General features: G+C 55.3%; 30 protein-coding genes. 26 read left to right on the top strand and 4 right to left on the bottom strand.

The features are described from left to right. Positions 1-17 precede the first annotated feature (17 nt). The 7 genes from VQ067_RS31460 to VQ067_RS31430 all read left to right on the top strand — a co-directional run bounded on the left by VQ067_RS31460 (position 18) and on the right by VQ067_RS31430 (position 4,807). On the top strand, positions 18-533 hold the full coding sequence (locus tag VQ067_RS31460) for a hypothetical protein (protein ID WP_171886844.1): 516 nt from the start codon (positions 18-20) through the stop codon (positions 531-533). Positions 534-613: 80 nt separating this feature from the next. Beyond that, positions 614-946 (top strand): hypothetical protein, encoded by a 333-nt coding sequence (locus VQ067_RS31455; protein ID WP_010792712.1) that lies wholly within the window; start codon positions 614-616, stop codon positions 944-946. 8 nt (positions 947-954) lie between these two features. After that, positions 955-2,010 carry a COG3904 family protein gene (locus VQ067_RS31450; protein ID WP_021018446.1) on the top strand — a complete coding sequence of 352 codons (1,056 nt, stop codon included), beginning with the start codon at positions 955-957 and terminating at the stop codon, positions 2,008-2,010. A 76-nt stretch (positions 2,011-2,086) separates the two neighbouring features. After that, a complete protein-coding gene (locus VQ067_RS31445) occupies positions 2,087-2,323 on the top strand; it encodes a YheU family protein (protein WP_019438007.1) in 237 nt (78 codons plus the stop codon). Between the two features lie 101 nt (positions 2,324-2,424). Then, positions 2,425-2,952 carry a DUF262 domain-containing protein gene (locus VQ067_RS31440; protein ID WP_019438006.1) on the top strand — a complete coding sequence of 176 codons (528 nt, stop codon included), beginning with the start codon at positions 2,425-2,427 and terminating at the stop codon, positions 2,950-2,952. Between the two features lie 129 nt (positions 2,953-3,081). Beyond that, on the top strand, positions 3,082-4,200 hold the full coding sequence (locus tag VQ067_RS31435) for a tetratricopeptide repeat protein (protein WP_121784794.1): 1,119 nt from the start codon (positions 3,082-3,084) through the stop codon (positions 4,198-4,200). Between the two features lie 34 nt (positions 4,201-4,234). Further along, positions 4,235-4,807 carry a hypothetical protein gene (locus tag VQ067_RS31430; RefSeq protein ID WP_019438005.1) on the top strand — a complete coding sequence of 191 codons (573 nt, stop codon included), beginning with the start codon at positions 4,235-4,237 and terminating at the stop codon, positions 4,805-4,807. Between the two features lie 44 nt (positions 4,808-4,851). Here VQ067_RS31430 and VQ067_RS31425 read toward each other — a convergent pair whose 3' ends face one another. Continuing rightward, positions 4,852-5,184 carry a MarR family transcriptional regulator gene (locus tag VQ067_RS31425; protein ID WP_019438004.1) on the bottom strand — a complete coding sequence of 111 codons (333 nt, stop codon included), beginning with the start codon at positions 5,182-5,184 and terminating at the stop codon, positions 4,852-4,854. 150 nt (positions 5,185-5,334) lie between these two features. Here VQ067_RS31425 and VQ067_RS31420 point away from each other — a divergent pair, with 150 nt between their 5' ends. The 17 genes from VQ067_RS31420 (at position 5,335) to VQ067_RS31345 (ending at position 14,067) form a co-directional block, all read left to right on the top strand. Continuing rightward, positions 5,335-5,661: a hypothetical protein gene (locus VQ067_RS31420; RefSeq protein ID WP_010792706.1), complete on the top strand. Its 327-nt coding sequence runs from the start codon at positions 5,335-5,337 to the stop codon at positions 5,659-5,661. Further along, positions 5,658-5,879: a hypothetical protein gene (locus VQ067_RS31415; protein WP_021018443.1), complete on the top strand. Its 222-nt coding sequence runs from the start codon at positions 5,658-5,660 to the stop codon at positions 5,877-5,879. Before VQ067_RS31420 ends, VQ067_RS31415 begins: the two co-directional genes overlap by 4 nt. Positions 5,880-5,980: 101 nt before the next feature. Further along, the gene (locus VQ067_RS31410) at positions 5,981-6,376 is read left to right on the top strand and encodes a response regulator (protein WP_019438003.1); all 396 of its coding nucleotides are present in this window, start codon (positions 5,981-5,983) and stop codon (positions 6,374-6,376) included. 75 nt (positions 6,377-6,451) lie between these two features. Then, positions 6,452-6,907 carry a hypothetical protein gene (locus VQ067_RS31405; protein ID WP_010792704.1) on the top strand — a complete coding sequence of 152 codons (456 nt, stop codon included), beginning with the start codon at positions 6,452-6,454 and terminating at the stop codon, positions 6,905-6,907. 147 nt (positions 6,908-7,054) lie between these two features. After that, complete coding sequence (locus VQ067_RS31400; protein ID WP_010792703.1) at positions 7,055-7,297, top strand: hypothetical protein; 243 nt, start codon at positions 7,055-7,057, stop codon at positions 7,295-7,297. A 130-nt stretch (positions 7,298-7,427) separates the two neighbouring features. After that, positions 7,428-7,808 carry a WGR domain-containing protein gene (locus VQ067_RS31395; protein ID WP_121784795.1) on the top strand — a complete coding sequence of 127 codons (381 nt, stop codon included), beginning with the start codon at positions 7,428-7,430 and terminating at the stop codon, positions 7,806-7,808. Between the two features lie 91 nt (positions 7,809-7,899). Next, a complete protein-coding gene (locus tag VQ067_RS31390) occupies positions 7,900-8,301 on the top strand; it encodes a hypothetical protein (protein ID WP_010792702.1) in 402 nt (133 codons plus the stop codon). A gap of 512 nt (positions 8,302-8,813) precedes the next feature. Further along, the gene (locus tag VQ067_RS31385) at positions 8,814-9,530 is read left to right on the top strand and encodes a hypothetical protein (RefSeq protein ID WP_019438000.1); all 717 of its coding nucleotides are present in this window, start codon (positions 8,814-8,816) and stop codon (positions 9,528-9,530) included. Beyond that, complete coding sequence (locus tag VQ067_RS31380) at positions 9,527-9,982, top strand: hypothetical protein (RefSeq protein WP_019437999.1); 456 nt, start codon at positions 9,527-9,529, stop codon at positions 9,980-9,982. Before VQ067_RS31385 ends, VQ067_RS31380 begins: the two co-directional genes overlap by 4 nt. Next, positions 9,979-10,389: a helix-turn-helix transcriptional regulator gene (locus tag VQ067_RS33560; protein ID WP_010792699.1), complete on the top strand. Its 411-nt coding sequence runs from the start codon at positions 9,979-9,981 to the stop codon at positions 10,387-10,389. The genes VQ067_RS31380 and VQ067_RS33560 overlap by 4 nt, the downstream gene beginning before the upstream one ends. Positions 10,390-10,441: 52 nt before the next feature. Then, a complete protein-coding gene (locus VQ067_RS31375) occupies positions 10,442-10,651 on the top strand; it encodes a hypothetical protein (protein WP_010792698.1) in 210 nt (69 codons plus the stop codon). An 11-nt stretch (positions 10,652-10,662) separates the two neighbouring features. Further along, the gene (locus VQ067_RS31370; RefSeq protein WP_010792697.1) at positions 10,663-11,349 is read left to right on the top strand and encodes a hypothetical protein; all 687 of its coding nucleotides are present in this window, start codon (positions 10,663-10,665) and stop codon (positions 11,347-11,349) included. 12 nt (positions 11,350-11,361) lie between these two features. Then, positions 11,362-11,589, top strand: a complete 228-nt coding sequence (locus tag VQ067_RS31365) for a hypothetical protein (RefSeq protein ID WP_010792696.1) — start codon at positions 11,362-11,364, stop codon at positions 11,587-11,589. Between the two features lie 112 nt (positions 11,590-11,701). After that, positions 11,702-12,622 carry a recombination-associated protein RdgC gene (gene rdgC, locus VQ067_RS31360; protein WP_010792695.1) on the top strand — a complete coding sequence of 307 codons (921 nt, stop codon included), beginning with the start codon at positions 11,702-11,704 and terminating at the stop codon, positions 12,620-12,622. Positions 12,623-12,667: 45 nt separating this feature from the next. After that, the gene (locus VQ067_RS31355; protein ID WP_010792694.1) at positions 12,668-12,913 is read left to right on the top strand and encodes a hypothetical protein; all 246 of its coding nucleotides are present in this window, start codon (positions 12,668-12,670) and stop codon (positions 12,911-12,913) included. A 6-nt stretch (positions 12,914-12,919) separates the two neighbouring features. Beyond that, a complete protein-coding gene (locus VQ067_RS31350; RefSeq protein WP_010792693.1) occupies positions 12,920-13,624 on the top strand; it encodes a hypothetical protein in 705 nt (234 codons plus the stop codon). Then, positions 13,621-14,067, top strand: coding sequence for a hypothetical protein (locus VQ067_RS31345; RefSeq protein WP_010792692.1), 447 nt, complete (start codon positions 13,621-13,623; stop codon positions 14,065-14,067). Before VQ067_RS31350 ends, VQ067_RS31345 begins: the two co-directional genes overlap by 4 nt. A 940-nt stretch (positions 14,068-15,007) precedes the next feature. Here the strand turns inward: VQ067_RS31345 and csrA are convergent. Continuing rightward, positions 15,008-15,184, bottom strand: a complete 177-nt coding sequence (gene csrA, locus VQ067_RS31340) for a carbon storage regulator CsrA (protein WP_010792690.1) — start codon at positions 15,182-15,184, stop codon at positions 15,008-15,010. A 157-nt stretch (positions 15,185-15,341) separates the two neighbouring features. On the opposite strand from csrA, the gene VQ067_RS31335 reads away from it, so the two are divergent. Next, on the top strand, positions 15,342-15,776 hold the full coding sequence (locus VQ067_RS31335; protein WP_010792689.1) for a hypothetical protein: 435 nt from the start codon (positions 15,342-15,344) through the stop codon (positions 15,774-15,776). Between the two features lie 47 nt (positions 15,777-15,823). On the opposite strand, the gene VQ067_RS31330 is transcribed toward VQ067_RS31335, so the two are convergent. After that, positions 15,824-16,183 carry a histone-like nucleoid-structuring protein, MvaT/MvaU family gene (locus VQ067_RS31330; protein WP_121784796.1) on the bottom strand — a complete coding sequence of 120 codons (360 nt, stop codon included), beginning with the start codon at positions 16,181-16,183 and terminating at the stop codon, positions 15,824-15,826. A 131-nt stretch (positions 16,184-16,314) separates the two neighbouring features. Here VQ067_RS31330 and VQ067_RS31325 point away from each other — a divergent pair, with 131 nt between their 5' ends. Continuing rightward, positions 16,315-17,409 (top strand): replication protein, encoded by a 1,095-nt coding sequence (locus VQ067_RS31325; protein WP_155362354.1) that lies wholly within the window; start codon positions 16,315-16,317, stop codon positions 17,407-17,409. 1,004 nt (positions 17,410-18,413) lie between these two features. On the opposite strand, the gene VQ067_RS31320 is transcribed toward VQ067_RS31325, so the two are convergent. Then, a complete protein-coding gene (locus VQ067_RS31320) occupies positions 18,414-18,584 on the bottom strand; it encodes a hypothetical protein (protein ID WP_153274580.1) in 171 nt (56 codons plus the stop codon). Between the last annotated feature and the right edge of the window lie 330 nt (positions 18,585-18,914).

Genomic DNA, 18,914 nt, shown 5'->3' with positions numbered 1-18,914 from the left:
TCCAGATGCGTCGGATCGTGATTCTGAAGAACCAGGACGGCGAGATTGTTGGATATAGGCCAACGATCCAGCAAGGCACGAAGGAGCATCGTCGAGACTATTACCAGACCTTCAAGATCACCCCCGAGGTCTCCCTCAGCGAAGCTCTACGCGCAGCTATGGATTGGCGTGATTTGACAGAGAAGAAGCTAGGCATCGATCCAGGCAGCCATAGCGCCGCGTGTTCTTCCAAACCAATCGCAAGTATTTCCTTGATCGTTTCCCAGTCACCACCCTATCGCGCGCACTGGGCAACCAATCAAACCGCCGACGGCGCCCCTAAAATCAGGGTCAGCATTGGCGTTCGAAACTACCAAGATGCTTACGAGGAAACGGTGCTTCGTCTGGCCCAGCGCGAGGGAATTCCGCCCCCGGAGCAAATACCCCTTGCTCCCCCTCCCCGACGTGACCAGTACCGCAGGATGGTGAAAGCAGGCCTACAGGACATTCCGAAGCCGCTACCCGCACGATCGCGTCAGAAATGTAGGCCCTGAATTTCCGGGATACATTTTCACTGGAATGGCCGGGGGAACCCGTTAGCTTTTTGTAGAAACCCTATTCTCGGAAAGCAAAGATGCCCTCCATGCAATCTCTTATACGAATAGCCTTGGTGATGTCCCTCACACTGATCGCCGGCTGCGACAACTCAATTGTCGGTGCCTACAAGGCAACGATGGAATCCGAAGGAGGCCAGGCCAGGACGGTTGGTATTGCGGTGATCCAAGAAGGGAATATCAGCGCCGATGGTCAGGACGTAAAGGTGTCCAGCTGGAGCAGAGAATCTGGATCAATTACCGCCCTCGATCAAGAAGGCAACCGCATCGTTCGCTTCGAAATCCTGGAGAATGGAGACCTCACCCAAGACACTCCGGCAGGAAAGCTGACCTTCAAACGGTTCGACCTGTAGTGCGCCAGATGAAGATCAGAAACTTGGCCGGGAAGGCTCTTGGCGCAGCCTTTAGTCTCGGTCTGATGTTCAGTCCTGCTACCGCTGGCGCATCGATCAAAGTGCTCCAAAGCACATATCCTGATGGAACCGCCGCGCCCGCAGAACTGTACCTTTCAGGCGAAATAACCACCTCGACCAAACAGGAGATGCTGGCCGCCCTCGACCAGATAGGCAGGAAGGTGCCGATGCTCTACCTGGACTCTGCAGGTGGGGACCTGGTCGCAGGAATGGAGCTGGGTGAAGCGATCCGGCGCAGAGGCATCAACACTTCGATCGGAAAAAGCAGTGGTAACTATGGCAAGCCTCTGCCCGGGATCTGCTACAGCGCTTGCGTCCTTACATTCAGTGGAGGCCACTTCCGGTTTGCAGACCAGAACGCCCGTATTGGCATCCACAGGTTTTATCGCCGGACCACCTCGACGTCAGACCTGGATGTCGGGCAGGTAGTCAGCGCTGCCATCACCAGCTACCTGATCCGTATGGGGGTCAGCCCTTTGCTGTTCGAAAAGATGGCCCAGGTCGGTGGCGGCAAGATGCAGCTTTTACCAATTTCTGAAGCCTCTGGCCTGTCATTGGTGAACAACGGGATTCTATCGCCCCAGTGGGGGATCGAAGGCAAGCAAGGAACTGTGTACCTCAAGGGGGAACAGGAAACCTGGAACGGTACCGGCAAGCTGATCGTCACCTGCGCGAGTCACAACGGCGTCAAGATTTCCGCTCTATACGATGCAGGCACCAACAACCAAGAGATTTTGCGGAATGCGCGGAATTACACCCTGAGGGTGAACAGCCAGTTTCTCCCCATCCCTCATCTGCAATCCGCTCCCAAGATCAGTGGTGATTATCTGACGGCGACCTTCACCCCTGACTCCAGCATGATTTGGGATATGCAGTCCGCTGAACAACTTGGATTTGGCTTTCACCCCACAGGCTCTGACTCCTTCTACGGCTTCCTGATTGACGCCAGGTCCGAACGGGATCTGATCAGAAGTTTTGTGCAGCACTGCCAGAGTCGGGACTGATAATACTGCGGGTTCTGGCACACCGTTCAACAGCAGAGGATCACCTCACCCTTCAAGGCAAACTAGAGGTGATCCCATGCTCATTCCCTACGACCAGCTACAGCCTGAAACGCTTCACAACCTCATGGCCGATTTCGTGAGTAGGGACGGAACTGATGGTGGTGACGACACTCCTGAGGCCGTGAAGATCGAACGAGTGATGAGGGCGCTGAAAATCGGTGAGGCGGTCATTCTCTACGATGTGACCTATCAGCAATGTATTTTGACTCTCCGCTCCGAGGTTCCAGCCGAGATGCTTAAGGCCTGGAGCTGACGATCTACAGCAGTTCAACGGATGGGCTTCTGCCACACTCCTACCTGCCAGATTATGTGCGCATCCACTCTTTCCTGGTCGCTCAACAACTGGAGATCTCCATGTCCTCTCTCGCCCTACCTGCTCCAATCCTTGCTGGGAACCAGCGCTCGTATTCTATAAGCGCACTGTGGGAGGGGACCCCGGCCCGCACTAACGTTGATCAGGAGCGTCAGCTTTTGAACCTGGTGCTTCCGCCGTGGCAGCGTCCGCCCAGCTGGAACCTCGACCAACAGGTCCAATTTATTGAGGGGATTTTCTTGGGCCTTGGTACCGGGTACTACGTTATCAATGGGCGCGACTATGACGACCAGGGCCATGACAAGCCCATGTCTGGGTGGTTGATTGATGGTCAACAGCGAATCACTGCGATCGCCCGCTTCTTTCACGGGGAGATCAGCATCTTCGGGGGGATCTTCTTCCAGGACTTGAGCCTGGCTGACAAGCGCCGCCGCTTCAACAACCTGATCTTCCCCTGCATCGAGATGGACTACACCGATGACGAGAAGGTCCTGAAGGAGCTGTATCGCCGACTGAACTTCAGTGGAACCCCGCACACCGAGGCTGATCTCGAATTGCTCAACGCTTAACGTCCACCGAGCTTCAGATACTTCCCGTTATGGTTTAGAGCCGGGCCCGAAAATGCGGGCCTGGCTTTCGGTTGGGCCTCTCTGCTGATTCTGTAATCCTTGCCAGCCTATGGTTAGGAGCCCTTCTGCATGAGACGCTTGAGCATCCCCACCACCTTCCTGTTAACGCTCATCGCATCTGGCTGTACCTCCCAAGTCACACGGGAGGGAAACCCCTTCGACGAGCCTCTTGCGCGAGAACCACTCCAAGCACCCGCCGCGGAACTTGGTCGCATCCTCAAAGCATCACCGCGGCAAGTCCCTGCCGATTTGCCCGTCGCTCAGATCAGGCAGACGGCTGACATCGAACCCGACGTTCAGGTCTACCCTGCTGGTGCAGTTCCGACCCCGATTTCCTCTACGCCGAACGTTCCAGTTGCAGTAACACCGGCACCCGACTCCGGCCGTGAGGCGCTGGCCGAGGCGGAAAAGGTAGCTACCACCGGTGACACGACGGCAATGATCGAACTGCTGGAGCAAAGCGCCTTCAGGGGGAACATGGATGCCCTGTACCGGCTGGCCAAGGTCTACCAGAACGGAGAAGGAGTGCCAGCTAACCCTGAGCTCGCAGTGGCTTATCTAACCACTGCATCCGGACTTGGCCATGTCGAGTCTACCCGGGTGCTGGCCTGGGACTATCTACTTGGGAAAGGGGTAACCAAGGACATCCCATATGGGACCGCTCTGATGGAGAAAGCTGCAGAGACCAGCGTCAGGGCCAAACGGGAATTCGCCTTGCTGCTCAATAACACTTACCAACCCAACCTCAACGATCCATCCCGAGCAAAAGATCTCTTGAGTCAAGCCGCAGCCGCCGGAGACTCTGAATCGGCTAGAGCTCTCAGCATGTTGAATTCTGGCCTCAGCGTACCGCGCACGCTGGGCGCGTCAGCTTCCCTGGTGGTGCAGCCTCGTACGGAGGGAGACCCCGCGGATGTACGAGCGGAGTCTCTCAAGCAGAAGGCGTACAACGGCGACATAGAGGCGATGTATCGGTTTGCCCTGGGGCTAAGCCTGGGGAAATACCCTTCAATTGATGGCCAGTTCGAGGCGTATTGCTGGTATGCCGTAGCTGCAAATCATGGACACGCAGAGGCAGCAGCTGAGCTATCCGCGCTGGCCGGAGTGAAGACCCTTTCGGAGCGAAAAAGCCCGGGCAAGCTGGATCAGTGCATCCAGGAAACGAACGAAGCTGTCGACCAGGGCTAATCATCCCGGCTGCTGGCACAGAACAGATGGGCGGATGATGACCCTGTTCCACGAGCAGTCTCGACTGCAACACATCCACTCAAACAAGGATCTGCTGATGAAAAAGTCAGAAATCGGAAAAGGTCGGTTCTACAGCGATGGCAAGGTTGGACTGCGGGAAGTGCTTGATGAGGGGCCTCAATACAAGCTCTACGCCGGCGTCGAAGATGAAGACTGCCTGCGCTTTCGCTGCCTGAACGCCAAGTCCTCCACCGACATCGGACAGGAGAGCAACAGCACCCGTACCTCTTTTGCCGCCTGGGCGAAACTGGAAATCCCTGCAGACCAGGTCCATACGCACCTGATCGGGCTTCGCGCTGACAAAATTGCGGGAAAGCTCACTGAGCCTCAGCTGCGGTTCGTGCGGTCCTTTGATAACGACCTGACTGAAACGGAATCAGTGGAGTGCGATCGAGAAGAGCATCGCGTTGCGCTCTCCTGCATGAAGAAGGGCATCGTCGCTGAGATGCCGGACCGGCTCGACTCTGATGATCGTTGTTTCGACGTCAAGCTCACTGCACTGGGCCTGGCAGTTATCGCGAATGTCCTGAGCTCTTCGAACCAGTAGAGGGGCTCTCCGACTGGGGCACCTTATGCAAAGGCGCCCCCCAGTCACGCCAGAATTCGTGCAGTGATCGGGAGCTTCGAAGCCCGTGCCTGCTCGGCTCCGGATTCTGTAAGTGCGAACCGGGAGACACTTTCGTCACTCCGCCGGCGCTCCAGCAGCCCCATCCCCTCCAATCGCTTGATTAATCGGCCCCCCAGCAACCTTTGATTTCTTGCTGAAGCGACTTTGGTCGAAACCAGCGTGCCTAACATACCGGCGTCCGTGATCTCACCACCTAGGTTCTGGATGACGGCAAGAGCGTTTCGATCCACCTCGGTGAGGGTTGCGGGGGCCTTGAACAGGCCACGTTCGATCTTGATCTGAGTGAGAGGAGTCATTCTGAAGGCACTTTGCTACGGACACCCCCGACTTTATCGAAGAAAGTTACTGATTCAACTCGAAATGCTGGTCTGCTTTCCAAGTGGTTCTGGCACAGCTCTCGGAACGTTCAAATAGCCCCGAAATTTCCTGGCTGACGAGGCTATTTGATGAATCGCAATCACACCCCCCAACTTTCGGACACCGTAGAAGGTGTGCTCTATGGCTGGAAGCACCAGGCTGGCCAGAGTCCCAGTTCCAGTACCTTCGCAAGGATCTGTCCCGGCCCGACGTTCACAATTCTGTCCGACGGAAAGATGCACAAGGTTGTCGACACGATCTCGACAGTTGAAGCCACGCCCCATGATGAGCAAGACCTGCGAGATGCGATATCTGCAGGCCAAGTGGAGATTTACCGCTTGGTGCGCGGGGCAAAGCGAAAGGTGCTAATGCATGCTGCCACTGGAAACCCGCTGAAATCCGGAGGCGAGGCGTGAGCAAGGCCGTTCAAGGGTGGTACCGAAGCCGGCCAGGCATCTATCAGCACGAGACAGGAGCGCGGATCTGGAGCCATACCGCGCCTTCCAAAGCCGGTAATCAGGCCCTGCAGTGGGAAGTACGTCTTTCCGATGGCTCGCGGCAATCGGGCTTCAAATCGATGAGTGACGCCATGCGTCTTGCTCAGGAATTCGATCCGGAAATACGGCGTTTCTGATGCGGTGAAAAGTAGCAAACTGACTTCACTGGATTATCAGCAACAGACCGGCGAACATTCGTCGGTCTTGCCATTGATGGCACGTAATCCCGAGGACCCCTATGAGTAATCTATCCCCCTTGCGAGTCATGCTTGTCGATGACTCCCGAACTATCCGAAAAACGGGCGAAGTCATGCTCGCTAAGGCAGGATGCGAGGTGCTTTGCGTTGTCGACGGGTTCGAATGTCTCGGCCGAGCTCTGGACTTTAAACCAGACCTCATTTTCATCGACGTCCTCATGCCGCGGCTCAACGGTTACCAGACCTGCCAACTGATTCGTAGCCGGGACAGTTTCAAGTCAGTTCCTGTGGTGATGCTTTCGTCGAAGGATGGCCTGTTTGACATCGCCTTGGGCAAAAAACACGGCGCAACAGACTACATCACCAAACCGTTTACCCAGGACGATCTACTCACCGCGGTAAGGAAACACTGCCCGCAATTTGAACCTGAGGTTTGACACCACTCAGCTGGTGGCACCCCCTAACGCATTCAAGAATGGCTCCATTGTTCATCAATAAGGAGCCAAAACAGAATGTCGAGCAACTCGCGTTTATATCCCTACCACCCGATCTCGGGTGATCGTCTGGCCGGCACTTTTGAAGTGATCCCAGCTTGGGTTCCCCGTGAAATCCACAAGACAGGCGACACCATTACTCTTGAGGACGGTAGCGAAACCCTAGTGAACTGGAATGGCCAAGAGCTCCTGCAGATCAACAACCAGTTGGTCCTGGTGACTGAAGGTGGAGATACCTGCCTGAAGAGTGAGGCCATCTGGAGTGAGCAGGACACACAGCACATCGAGGTCTCCCTGCCTGGCCCGGCGTCCTCCTACCCCACTAACAACACGCTCATGCATGCATACGTGGATCTTCATGTTGCGGCATCGTGTGCACTCCATAATCTGCAGCAAGGTGACATCGAGGGCGCTTTGAAACAGCTGCAAGGGCAGTTGAACGCGATACTCGACGTGGACCGGCTAACTCCATAGTCACAGTGACCCCGCTTCGGCGGGGTTCGTATTTTCAGGCTGCACCTTGAAACAAGACTCACCCTGGTTATACCTCTGCTCATGCCGGACAGGTTGGCCCGGCGAAAGCCCAAATCAGTAATGTCGGTTTAGCGAAGGAGCTACCACATGATCACCGAGTCTTTCCTCCGCGTTGCATTCATGGCCATGACCCTGTTTGTCGTGGCCTGCGCTCTCACCACCACGCTCATGTTCGGTGAGGGCACCACCCTCAATCCGATCGCATGGTTCTGCATCGGCAGTCTTTGGATGGCGTTCACCCTTTTCGCGCTCCTGGTCGCCTGGGCCACTCATCTCCACCGCGCCCACCGTAAAGGCCACCCGGCTCCGGATCTGGCCCCAGCGGTGTAATTCCCCTCCATCTCCGGCTGAGTGCACCAGGGCCCTCCTGGGGATACTCAGCCGGGAGTCTCCATTCCAAGCCGAGCTTCTGGCACCTCACTGAACGAAGGATCATCACTCCCATGCAACGGGAGCCCGCATGAACCTGAATCAGACCCACAACTACCTTTGTCAGCAAGGTAGCTCCAATAAGTTCTACACCTTGATGCTCAATTCCACCTCGGGTGGTTGGGTGGTCCTCTCGCATTATGGCCGTACTGGGACAGCCGGAACTCAACGGGTTGTGAAGTCCCAGAGCTCCTACTTCGCGGCTCTTGAGGCATTCGAGGCAGCTTGCAAAAAAAGGCTTGCACGCGGTTACGTGCTCGTGGGTACCGCTACGGACGCCCCAGCAGAAAAAATGCAACTCAAGTCCGAGATGACTGCTGAGGATCAAGCAGCAAGGCAACAACGACTTGACCAGCTCAAGGCCTTGCCAGTTCGGGCCGTTGAAATCGATCCAATGCGTCTTTGGTTGTAGTTGGGCTTCGCATCTGCGCGCCCCACTGCTTTCGCTACTACCGCAGCATTTCGGCTGATAGCCTTGGCGTATCGTGAATGAGAGATACACCATGACCAACAGAGGCTCGACCCTCAATGAGCGCATCGATCAGCATCTGAATGCGCTACGCAACACCCCTCACGGCCACACCTCAGGCCGCTTCCTATCATTCGTGGATGTTCCCGGCGACAGTGAAGGCAATGTGGAAGGTCCTGATCACATCCTCCGCATCCTGATGAATGACGTCGGGAACACCGTCGGTGAAGACTTCCTCAGTAATGTCGACTCGGTCCCTTTGGAGCAGTTTTGCCTCATGTCCGTAATTCGTAATGAGGGCACCGGCGGGATGCTGCGCTCCTTGCTCGACAGCTTCATGTCCGCATATGCCAATCCCGCTACCTCTGATGAGGCAATCGCCATCCTGAAGCGCCTCGAAGAGCTCAAAACTGTGCCAGTTCCAGCCTCCAACTAACAGGTTCTGGCACACCTCTTAGGACCACATCCTGCTCCTACAACTCGGGAGCGGGACACTCAAGCTGGCTCCTATGGATCTCAGCCCCGCGAGTCAATCAACTGCAGACAAGCATGAAGCCATGAACGAAATCTTCGAGTGGGTGGGTACGATTTGCGGAATCACCGGGGCGGCGTTGATCGCTAGTAACGTTCGCTTATCCCCTTGGGGATGGTGGTTGTTTTTGATCTCAAGCCTGGCCTTGTGCAGCTACGGCCTAATCGTAGGCGCTTACGGGATTCTCCTACTCAACCTTTGCTTCGTCTTGACGAACCTGCTTGGCATTGTGCGTGTCTGGCTGCCGTATATGCGTTCGCGTGGTCGGATCACAACCGTCCACTCCGAAATCCACCTCTGATCGAATGACACTCCCTGGGCGGCGTACCAAGAATTCGTAGATTTTTGAGGCACGCCGCTTCTGCCACTCGAAACCTGCACTTCCAATGGAGCCATCTTCAGAGGAGTGCACCAGCATGAAAAACACACGCTCTATTGTCCGGGCCCCACAGATGGCCCTGGATTTCAGCTTTCAGCTACCTACTCACGTTTCCATCAACAGCAGATCTCCAGCGCTGGTTCGCGCTGAAGAGGACGACCAGGTCCAAGCGCCAAGTAAACGCAGCGCCGGCGCAGAACTTGGTGACATGGTGGTTGACGACCGCGTGCTCTCCCAGGGGATCACGACCTGGCGAAGTCTGATCGATTTCGCAATCCGTACCGGACACACTGAACTCTATGAAAGCGAGGATGGACGACAAGGTCTCCGTCGGCCGGGTTTCCGCTATGCCCCAATTTCCCGGCTGCCGGAACGCGCCCCGGAGTATGTGAAAGACGTACTCACGGGCCGGCTCGCATCCTACTTGGAGCAGAAGAAGCTGCATCTGACATCGGCAAGGGTTGCCGCGGACGATACCTTCAAGGCCCAGGTGGTGTTGGATGGCTCAACCTTCCAGATCTCGATCTTCGAAGGACGAAAGCTTGATTCGACCTGGTCGTTCAAGCTTATGGATCTGCCGAGAACACCAGGACTGAAGGCCGACGATGAGGAAGCACAGCAGGCATTCGTCGCCAAAAGGATCAAGCGCATCCAGCGAGAGGGCCGTATCGCTGGCGGAGACGCTCGACTGATCAGCAAAGCAGTCATTCGAGCTGTGGAGTCGATCCTCAAGAACATCGAGGTATCGAAATGACCACATCCACTGTCAATCACCAGGTGATCCAGCATCTCTTGGGGAGTGGTCACCCAGATCTGAAGTATGGCGGAGTAACCGCCGGTCTGGTCGCGATCGCGGCCGAGGAGGTTGCAGGTCAACTCCTTGATTTCGGATTCCGTCTCCATTCGGCTTTTCAAGATGGGTTGGCTGTAGTCCAGAACTACTACGAGCCACGTTCCGGCGCTTACATTCCAGACGTTGGGCTCTCAATCGGAATATTTGAATGCAAGGGATCTCCAACCCTGAAGGTGATGCTCAGGGTAGCCCCACCCTCTGCTGATATGCCTCCCGGGCCGGATGGTCTATTCGATCCAGCAATACGAGTACGGCGGGTTTGGTTCATGCCGCTGAATGATGCTGCAAGACCTTCAGACCTGGTTGAGTACCTACGCAAGTTCCCTGGCCAGAGCTTGAGGGCTGCAGCATGAGCACTCCGAGTCGCCCGTTAGTAACGCCTATAGACCTGGCTGCACTCCGTGAGGCGTTTCGGCTGAGCCAGCAACAGGTAGCCGAGATTCTGGGGGTTCATCGAACCACCGTAATCGACTGGGAGAAAGGGAACCAACCCAACTGGCTACACCTGGCCTGCCTGGGGATTCCTACAACCCTGGTGCTTCGCAGCGCAGTGTCGGCGCTCACTGCCGAGGACCTCATTTCAGCCCGCGGTTACTTGAACCTCGAGCAGGCCGAGCTGGCATGTCACCTAGGTGTTCACGTCCGAACGGTCCGAACCTGGGAGAGCAAAACTCCTCCCACCTGGTTACCGATTGCGCTCATCGGCCTTTCGCTGCAGTTACAGGCCCCCTTCTGGCACGCCCGCATCGCGACAAAATGAGCACAACCCAAAGGCACTCCGCCAGCGGTACAGCGAATAGGAATTCAAGAGCATGATCACCCTCAGCACCCCAAATGGCCCAACCGTTCAATACGCCAGCACCGATATTGCAGTGGCCATGATGGACTTCGCGCGGACACACATGACTGGCTACCTGGTCCAGGCGATCGAAGACCCAGAGGCCAAGTTCGGCATGCGCTTCGAAGCAATCCAAATCAACAACGAACTTACCTCCACCTCCACCACCATCACCGTGCACTGAAGGACACCGAGATGACACTGGCAAAAACCACCAGTTCGACGTTTACGGTTGACGTCCTGGGGGACCAAAAGGTGCCTGGTGACCTGATTCACCATGCCTTGATGCAATTTCTGGCTGACTTTTCCATCAAGGTCAACGAAGTCAGTACCCGGGAACTGGGTGTCGCTGAGACCTTGCTCAGCTGCGCTGAGCACGGCAGTGATCCGTCCTTCTTTGGTCTGCAGGTCGATGCCGACCGGCTGGACGAGACGATCCATACCCAGCTCGAGCGGTCGGTAACTAGCTCCCTCAATGAGGGGGTGTTGAGCCAGATCAGTTGGGTGCTGACCCATCGGGGCCCCGACGCTGCGCTGGACATTCTCGGTGAGCTCGAGATGGCCACGAATCATGCAGTAAGCAGTTTCGGCAAAGCGATGATTCGCGAGGTCTCTCTTTGGGTAATGCTCGAGGACAATCGACCTCTGTCGTTGATCTGGAGCCAGGCCACCATTGATGAGTATCAGAAAGCTCAGTTGGCGACACGAAATGATGATGTCGACATCGATAGCCTTTTGACTGATGTGATCCTGGGCCTGGTCGGTCAGACCGGAGCCACTATCTGCAACCGTACGGTATTCGAGCGGGTGCAGTGGCTGTCACAGGCCATCGGCCCGCAAGCCGCAAATGGTGTACTCGCTGACTTAACCCTTCTTACCTGACCGGGAGTTCACATGGCTCGCATCACTTTCATGACTGATCGAGTGATCAATGGAAAGAAAAGCTACCACGTGACTAAGGATGGCCCGTGTGTAGCCACCATCTACTACGTCGACAAGGCTGCTCTCAAGGAAAATGGCGGCGGGCTTAACCGACCTCATTGGGTCCTGAAGCATTTATCAGGAAGAGTCGATCGGCACCCCTCCCTTGCAGAAGCGAAACTCGACGCGGCCAAAATTTAGCCTGTCGATGGCTACGTGGCGGCACTGATGAGAATTCCAGCCACGTTGGTTGAGTTGAACTGATCAGTGCCATCGTTACTCTGGCTGCCTCCCCTGATAATGAGGCAACCCCATGTGGTTTAAGCATCTGCTTGCGTACTCCCTTACCCAGGACCTGCAACTCACCGCGGAGGTTCTCGAACAGGCATTGAAAGGCAAGCCTGCTCGCCCCTGTGAGAATCAGGAACTCACTACCTACGGCTTTACCGCCCCTCTGGGAAAAGGGCCTGATGCGCCGCTCGTGCACGCGAGTCAGGGCTTTTTCCTGGTAGCGGCGAAGAAGGAAGAACGCATCCTTCCCGGCAGCGTGGTAAACGATGCGGTCAAAGAGAAGGTCGAGGAAATCGAGACTGCGCAGTGCCGGAAGGTCTACAAGAAGGAACGTGATCAGCTGAAGGACGACATCATCCAGGCTTTCTTGCCACGCGCGTTTGTGCGCCGCTCCACCACGTTCGCGGCAATTGCTCCAAGTCTGGGGCTGATCCTGGTTGATACCTCCAGCGCAAAAAAGGCGGAGGACCTCCTTTCCACACTCCGCGAGGTCCTCGGGTCCCTCCCGGTGCGCCCGGTCAGCGTCAAGGTCGCCCCAAGCGCTACCCTCACTGACTGGGTTAAAACTCAGAAGGCAGCCGGTGACTTCCATGTCCTGAGTGACTGCGAGCTTCGAGATACCCATGAAGACGGTGGCTCGGTCAAATGCAAAGCTCAGGATTTGACCAGCGAGGAAATCCAACTTCACCTGTCCGCGGGAAAGTTGGTCACCCAGCTGGCGCTGGCCTGGTCGGATAAGCTGTCTTTCATCCTTGACGACAAGATGGCTATCAAGCGTCTCCGGTTTGAAGATCTCCTGCAGGATCAAGCAGAACAAGACGGCGGCGAGGATGCCTTAGCCCAATTTGATGCCAGCTTCACCTTGATGATGCTGACTTTCGCCGAGTTCCTACCAGCACTCTTCGAGGCACTAGGCGGTATCGAGGTTCCGCAAGGCGTCTAACCTAGAATGCCCATCTATCGATGGGCATTTTTCCAGGAGCACTGAATGTTCAGCCCCAAGCAGTTCGCAATGAACCATCTCGGTACCGACGAGCTACCTGACACCCTAGCGATGGAGCAGGTACTGGACCTTCTGCTAGCTGCCCATACCGCAGCAGGTGATCAGCGTTCTGACCTCGACGAGTCTCGCATCAGGGATCTGCGTAAGGCACTGGCTGACATCGAAAGCGCTACCAAGGACCCGGTCTCTGCTCTAGTGGCAAAGCGGGCCCTTACCAACGATGAGGATTAAGAGTCCATGACTCAAGACGTCACCAGAAACCTGTGCGCTCGGCCTGCGCTTGAGATCATTTCCAAAGGTCGCACGGAAATCATCGCCTGGAACCAGGTGGTTCAAGGACTGAAGGTCTTATTCAATTTCACCGGTATCGATGTCACCGAGTGGAAAGAGGCAGAACCGGACATGCTCGAACTGAGGCTTGAGCGTGGTAATCAATCCTCGATTATTTGGTTCAAACCTCTGGCAAGGGGTGTCACCGACATGCCGGTTTTTCCTGTGATGGTGGGTGCCAAATTCATGGCATGCAAACCGTCCGCCACGCCGCACGACGACTGTGAGATCACCTACTTCTACTTGCCTTGGGACTGCACGGCACAGGATCTGATCGATATCGCTTTCGGCGAGGTCACCTACCCGTGGATCGAGACAGTCCAGAACTTCTCAGCTGCCTACGCTATGTCAGCTCCCATCGAGCGCTTCCCTCGGTGTGCCCTCGTCATGCTGATGGATAGCAGCACGAAGGACGATCAGCGTGGCTCGGTCTACTTCAAGCTCTGGCATCAAACCGAAAACTCAGTAGAACTCCTGGAGCTGGAGCATACCAACAGTCCATTTTCAGCTGCTGAGCAAGCGAAGCAGCTTGGCTATTCCCCAACCGTCTACCGCTGCCACAGCGGTTGCATCGTCCCATTTCTACCCACCAGCGGATTCGATTTCCTATGAACATGCGCGCGGCCTTTGCCGCACTTTTGACTCTTAGTCCCATGGCAGCCGGCGCGGCGGATCTGCTTGAGTTCAAGAACCCGGTTTCTTCGGAACTGCGTGTAGAGGCTATTCTCTGCAAATCTCCGGAGTCGCTTTTCCTGCTTTACGAAGGGAGCACGCTTGCGATGAAGGGTGGCGGACAGAATGCGTTCCAGTCCTACTTCCAAGCCTCCGCCACGGCCCTGGAGAAAGCTGGCGAATGTGTTCTGGAAAAGGAACCACAGAAGGTCAAGGTGACGGCTATGGCCACACTGACCAACCCACTCAAAATGCCCGCCGGCGGCAAAGTCTACGGTCGGTTCAACATGAAGGGGCTTAACCGTGATGTGTATGCAATGTCGGAGGACCTGCCAGGGCTGACCGCCTACATCAACAAGGCGGTGAATACTGCCGACAAATAGCAACTTAAAATCGATGCGTACTTGATCATTTTGACGGGTCCGCACATTTACTGTCGCGCCTCCTATCCGCGCGGCTGCGAGGGGAAATTGAAAGTCTCTGCACTCCTTCATCGCTATAACGATAGCGTTGAGCGCCGTCAGTCACATGCACTTCAGCTCGACACCCAGATTCGACGGTTGGAATCATCCACCCGTCGTTCAGGTGGTCGGCTGGAAACCCGGCTAAGCCTTGCTCGTCATCGAAGGGACAACCTTGATCGAGAGCATCGTGCTGCAGCTGACTGGAAAACGACAGTCGCGGTACCGCTATTCAACATCCTGTCAAAGCAACTGGGTCGGTATTACCGCGGAACCATCCTTGCCGGGGACACAGCAGATTCGTTGCGAATCAGCTTTCGCCTGGCCCCTGATACTGATCAGATGGTTGGCCCCCGAGCACTCACAATCACGATGCAGCCGGAGGGTGCGCCGCTTAGGCTCTCGATCATTCGGGCCGTATGTGATGAGCATGGCCGGTGGCACGAGGAACACCTCTCCTCAGATACCCGTATCGCTGATTTGGCGTCTTGCATGATGGAAAAAGCCCGGCAGTGAGCCGGGCTTTTTTGTCGTATTTCTTCAATTTGGTGAGGGCTCAGATTCCACCCACTGCCTTACGGCTGGGATGCCATAGGCGTCTTGTTCGATCAAGTAGACGTTGGTAATCAGCTCACCCGGCTGCTCTACACACCCTTTTTCCGATGTGCATATCTTGGGGGCCTTCTTCACGTATGGCGTTTCCTGGCGGCACTCTATCGCTGACCACTTCGCCTTGCAGACGAACCCCTCTAATTTGAGGTCCTCGACCAGGTTACGTGTGGTTGAGCTCGGGCTCTGAATCCAACCCGCGGCGCACCCAGACACCAGAGCTGCCCAGATGATGAGAGAAGAACGCATCAGATTACCGAGCAACATTTTCTTCCTGGATACGCTGATAGATCTCTTCGCGATGGACTGGCACATCTTTCGGGGCATTGATCCCCAAGCGAATGTGACCTTGATTGTTAGCCACCACGGTTACAGTGATGTCATCACCGATGTTGATGGTCTCGCCGACGGTACGGGTCAGGATGAGCATAGGGCACCTTCTTTGGTGGTTGATCCATGACTCACCTTAACGACTGAATAGTCCTGGTACCAGCAAAGAGGGGGGGCGGATTTCAGGACTGCGTTTTGACTTGGAATCATCCGCCCACTGGTTAATCTCGGCCAGTCATCATTTGCCGGATCAGCATGTGAAGCAGGTAATCCCCCACAAACGACTGATACTCATCGTGAGTTTCGCAGCCTCTATCGCGGCTACGATTGGTGCGATTCAGTACAGCCACACAACGCCAGGCGCGTTGCCGGTAACCACCTCCACAGAGTCGAGCGATGAGATCGTGAAGGCTTCAATTCAGGAGGATTTTCTGAAGGCCCCCGCCAAGTTCGACATCTCCACGGCGGCGAAAAGGCTGTCGGACGTCACCATCGAAGGGGGCTATCACATTTGCTCTCCTAAGGACGAGATAACGGCGGATCAGTACATCGACATCTCGCGCATGCTGGACACACAGCGCTCCCATGCTGTCGAGTTCAAAAAAGCGGTTGATCTCGCATTAAGTGCACCGGAAGGCGTATCAGATTGCACCTTCAGGGTGCTGACGCTGATCGATCGAGCAACGCCGTGAAGGGAAATGAAAAAGGGGCCTCAATTGGCCCCTCGGTCACTGGCAGCTTACTGTGCCCAGCCCTTGACAGTATCGGCGCCCCACTTTTCCTTCCACTCCTTCAGGGTTTTGTGGTTACCACCTTTGGTTTCAACCACTTCCCCGGTGTGAGGATTCTTGAAGCGCTTCAGCGTGCGAGCACGACGAGCACCTTTGCGATCGACTTTCTCTGGCGCTCGCCGGTCTGGATCAAGAATGGCGATGACGTCCTTCAAGCCTTTTCCGTAGGAGCCAAGGAGCTCATTCAGCTTGCCGTTGAACTCGGCCTCGGATTGGTATCCAGGGCTGTTGATGATCTCTTCTCGTTGCTTTTGAAGATCCTGGATCTGAGCTTCAATCGCTACAACCTGCTGGACTTTCGAAACCATTTTGTACCCCTTCCTGTTGTAGTAAATGGCATGCCGCTATGGATGTAATCGAATCACAGAACGACTTGCTCACAGGCCTCGATTGTAATTCGCAATCCCTCTCGAGGAAAGAAACGGGAGTCGTAGCCCGTTTGAATAGCATCAGAAGCAAAGCTACTGGAAAAAGAATCCAGGAGCCTGCGGCATCATCAACCCTGCCCTTGTTCTCGGCATACCAGATCACTCTCGATGATAACGATCTGGGAAATCTGGTGAGCATTTACGATGCGCTTCCACGGTTCGCATGGTCTGGGAAGACTGTACGTTCAGTCGCCGAAATGACTATTGTTAAGGAAGGTACGATTAACGGGGAGCCGTTTCGTGTAATTCTTAAAGCCGTTCCAATGCAGAAACGGCTCAAGGTGGATGGCAAGCTATCTAAGCAAGTAGAAGATGTTGGTGTTTTCCCCGGCGCTCGTGAGGAGTTCGTTGAAGAGGCACTTCGCAAATTTTCAACTCAAGGCAATGCCAAATTTAACGAGGCTGAGTGCTCTGTTCAATTTACTCTTTATGAACTACAGAAAGAGCTTCAGTCGCAGAAGCATACTTATACGTACGCAGAGCTCCGGGAAGCCTTAGAAATCCTCAGCGAAGCTCCTCTTACTATCCAGACTCGGACGGCGGATGGCGAGGTGATTGACATTAAATCGACCTACCTTCCTTTCCTAGCTATTCGTAGTAGAAATAAAAGAAGCTCCGCATACGTGCAGCCCTCTCCGGATGACGACCCTGAGAGTTCAGTGCTTTGCAAAGCTGTTCTTCACCCGCTTATTTCAAGAAGCATCGCAAATGGTGATTACCGGCTTTATCAATACACAACATCCATGGGGCTAACGAATGGCATTGCTCGTGTCCTATACAGGATGCTTTCCTTCAAATGGCGAAACGCATCTCCAAGCCATCCGTATACTTTTTCACTGGTAGATTTCTTATCCAACACAGCCCGAGGACTTTCAAACCGCATGCCGGAAGACTTTCGCGCAATGAACATTGCGTTGGAGCAGTTAGTTAAAGAGAAGGCTATCCAGCGTTACGAACACACCAAAATTGCCAAATCAAAAGGGAAAGGAGCAAAAGACTATACCTACAAACTCTGGCCTACTAATGAGTTTGTTTCCACTATCATCAAAGGGCACCAAGCGGAAGCTCGTCGAGAAATTCAGTTGATGGCAAAGCGGGCGCGTTGACCTGTCGTCTGCCGGCAGCTCACCTGCCGGCACCTCCGCTGGACCTTCCACTACTCAGGTTTAGTCCACGTTTCTTCCCCTGGGAACGACCTTCTGGCACCAATTCTTCTCTTAGACAATCTGCCTATCGCTCAGGAGGTAAGTAGATGTCGGCCGCGCCATCCCCCGCACAAACAATTGCTAGTGCTCGTGAATGTGGGGCACTAGCACCTTTAAACCGCAAGAAGATTCGCGCTCAGTTTGGATTGGTGGACGAGGTCACTGCAGACCATGTCCGTAGGGCGACAGCCCTACTGATCGAGCGTATTCAGGACTACTACACAGTTGTCCAGTACACCGGACCAGGCTACGTATATGGCCGCGTGGACAGTGAATGGCCGTCCGCCCTCTACGCAACACCACAGTTCAATTCCATGGAAGGGGAATGGAGCCATAAGGAAATGTCTCCTACTCATCCGACTTGTACCTCAGAGCGGCTGTTCAATGAAGCGGGATGGCTTTGCCTCGACACTGCTTGTCGGGTTGCGGTGTATGAAATGTGCCTAGAGGTCCCTGAGGCCAAGATGGTCTTGGAGCAGGCCCGATATGCAATCCTGAGCATGTGCAATGATCGCGCATTATCAGAGACGGACTGGAGAAGCTCACGACGCAGGATCGGTACCCGAGGCATACGCAAATTGCTCGAGCGATTGGGCTCGGTACTTCACCTCGTCAACATTGGGATAGGGTCAGTCAGACCGGTTGTTATGGCTCCAGGTTCGACGCTTGCCGGTCTCAAACACATTACCGACTGGTCGATGGGTTCTGAGCCAGGTCGAATGACTGGCCACGTTAGTTGGTAGCCAAACCTTAGTGCATCCCTATTGAGGTTTGGAACATGATTCCTCCTTTCTCCCACTCCTGGTTTTGATCCACCATCACTTCCGGACTCATCGAGCACTGAGGTTTAGTCCACGATTGATGTTTGGTCAGCCTTACGGGCCAGCCCCGGGACACACTGAGGTTCACCCCACGATATTGGCCTGGACCCGCGCCAGGCCAACGTCGCACACGAAGGCTCCGTCCATGATTCTGGCCCCGGCCCGCAACCAGCCCCCGGCGTACACCGCGGCTTCGTCCACGATCTGGACCATGACCTGTATCTCGGCCGCCGCCAGCACCGAGGCTTCGCCCATGATCTGGATCTGGGCCCGCGGCCTGGCCAACGGTGCGCACGAAGCTTCCGTCCATGATTCAGGTCCCGGTCAGCCTCCGGCATACACTCAGCCTTCGTCCACGATTTGAGTCATGCCCTTTACCCCTTCCGCCGGCGGCGCCGAGGCTTACCCCACGGTCCAGTACCGGGTATGTAGCTCGATACCCTGCGCTAATGAAGGCTCCTACTACTCAGGTTTCGCCCACGATTCCCCTTCGTTCTCGGCAGCATCACGTATGCAGTAACCAACCGGATAAATTTCCCAGCGTGGGGGCCCACCGAAAGATACTGAGGTTTACTCCACGATCCC

The sequence above is a fragment of the Pseudomonas sp. KBN12P06040 genome (assembly GCF_037574965.1).
Taxonomy (GTDB): domain Bacteria; phylum Pseudomonadota; class Gammaproteobacteria; order Pseudomonadales; family Pseudomonadaceae; genus Pseudomonas; species Pseudomonas aeruginosa.
The sequence above is the reverse complement of the archived record's forward strand: the minus strand, read 5'-3'. Positions and strand labels throughout refer to the sequence as shown.

Coding starts and splice junctions, on each gene's coding strand:
- VQ067_RS31455 (WP_010792712.1), top strand. CDS start 614: ATGCCCTCCATGCAATCTCTTATACGAATAGCCTTGGTGATGTCCCTC.
- VQ067_RS31450 (WP_021018446.1), top strand. CDS start 955: ATGAAGATCAGAAACTTGGCCGGGAAGGCTCTTGGCGCAGCCTTTAGT.
- VQ067_RS31445 (WP_019438007.1), top strand. CDS start 2,087: ATGCTCATTCCCTACGACCAGCTACAGCCTGAAACGCTTCACAACCTC.
- VQ067_RS31440 (WP_019438006.1), top strand. CDS start 2,425: ATGTCCTCTCTCGCCCTACCTGCTCCAATCCTTGCTGGGAACCAGCGC.
- VQ067_RS31435 (WP_121784794.1), top strand. CDS start 3,082: ATGAGACGCTTGAGCATCCCCACCACCTTCCTGTTAACGCTCATCGCA.
- VQ067_RS31430 (WP_019438005.1), top strand. CDS start 4,235: ATGATGACCCTGTTCCACGAGCAGTCTCGACTGCAACACATCCACTCA.
- VQ067_RS31425 (WP_019438004.1), bottom strand. CDS start 5,184: ATGACTCCTCTCACTCAGATCAAGATCGAACGTGGCCTGTTCAAGGCC.
- VQ067_RS31420 (WP_010792706.1), top strand. CDS start 5,335: ATGAATCGCAATCACACCCCCCAACTTTCGGACACCGTAGAAGGTGTG.
- VQ067_RS31410 (WP_019438003.1), top strand. CDS start 5,981: ATGAGTAATCTATCCCCCTTGCGAGTCATGCTTGTCGATGACTCCCGA.
- VQ067_RS31405 (WP_010792704.1), top strand. CDS start 6,452: ATGTCGAGCAACTCGCGTTTATATCCCTACCACCCGATCTCGGGTGAT.
- VQ067_RS31400 (WP_010792703.1), top strand. CDS start 7,055: ATGATCACCGAGTCTTTCCTCCGCGTTGCATTCATGGCCATGACCCTG.
- VQ067_RS31395 (WP_121784795.1), top strand. CDS start 7,428: ATGAACCTGAATCAGACCCACAACTACCTTTGTCAGCAAGGTAGCTCC.
- VQ067_RS31390 (WP_010792702.1), top strand. CDS start 7,900: ATGACCAACAGAGGCTCGACCCTCAATGAGCGCATCGATCAGCATCTG.
- VQ067_RS31385 (WP_019438000.1), top strand. CDS start 8,814: ATGAAAAACACACGCTCTATTGTCCGGGCCCCACAGATGGCCCTGGAT.
- VQ067_RS31380 (WP_019437999.1), top strand. CDS start 9,527: ATGACCACATCCACTGTCAATCACCAGGTGATCCAGCATCTCTTGGGG.
- VQ067_RS33560 (WP_010792699.1), top strand. CDS start 9,979: ATGAGCACTCCGAGTCGCCCGTTAGTAACGCCTATAGACCTGGCTGCA.
- VQ067_RS31375 (WP_010792698.1), top strand. CDS start 10,442: ATGATCACCCTCAGCACCCCAAATGGCCCAACCGTTCAATACGCCAGC.
- VQ067_RS31370 (WP_010792697.1), top strand. CDS start 10,663: ATGACACTGGCAAAAACCACCAGTTCGACGTTTACGGTTGACGTCCTG.
- VQ067_RS31365 (WP_010792696.1), top strand. CDS start 11,362: ATGGCTCGCATCACTTTCATGACTGATCGAGTGATCAATGGAAAGAAA.
- rdgC (WP_010792695.1), top strand. CDS start 11,702: ATGTGGTTTAAGCATCTGCTTGCGTACTCCCTTACCCAGGACCTGCAA.
- VQ067_RS31355 (WP_010792694.1), top strand. CDS start 12,668: ATGTTCAGCCCCAAGCAGTTCGCAATGAACCATCTCGGTACCGACGAG.
- VQ067_RS31350 (WP_010792693.1), top strand. CDS start 12,920: ATGACTCAAGACGTCACCAGAAACCTGTGCGCTCGGCCTGCGCTTGAG.
- VQ067_RS31345 (WP_010792692.1), top strand. CDS start 13,621: ATGAACATGCGCGCGGCCTTTGCCGCACTTTTGACTCTTAGTCCCATG.
- csrA (WP_010792690.1), bottom strand. CDS start 15,184: ATGCTCATCCTGACCCGTACCGTCGGCGAGACCATCAACATCGGTGAT.
- VQ067_RS31330 (WP_121784796.1), bottom strand. CDS start 16,183: ATGGTTTCGAAAGTCCAGCAGGTTGTAGCGATTGAAGCTCAGATCCAG.
- VQ067_RS31320 (WP_153274580.1), bottom strand. CDS start 18,584: ATGGGCGAAGCCTCGGTGCTGGCGGCGGCCGAGATACAGGTCATGGTC.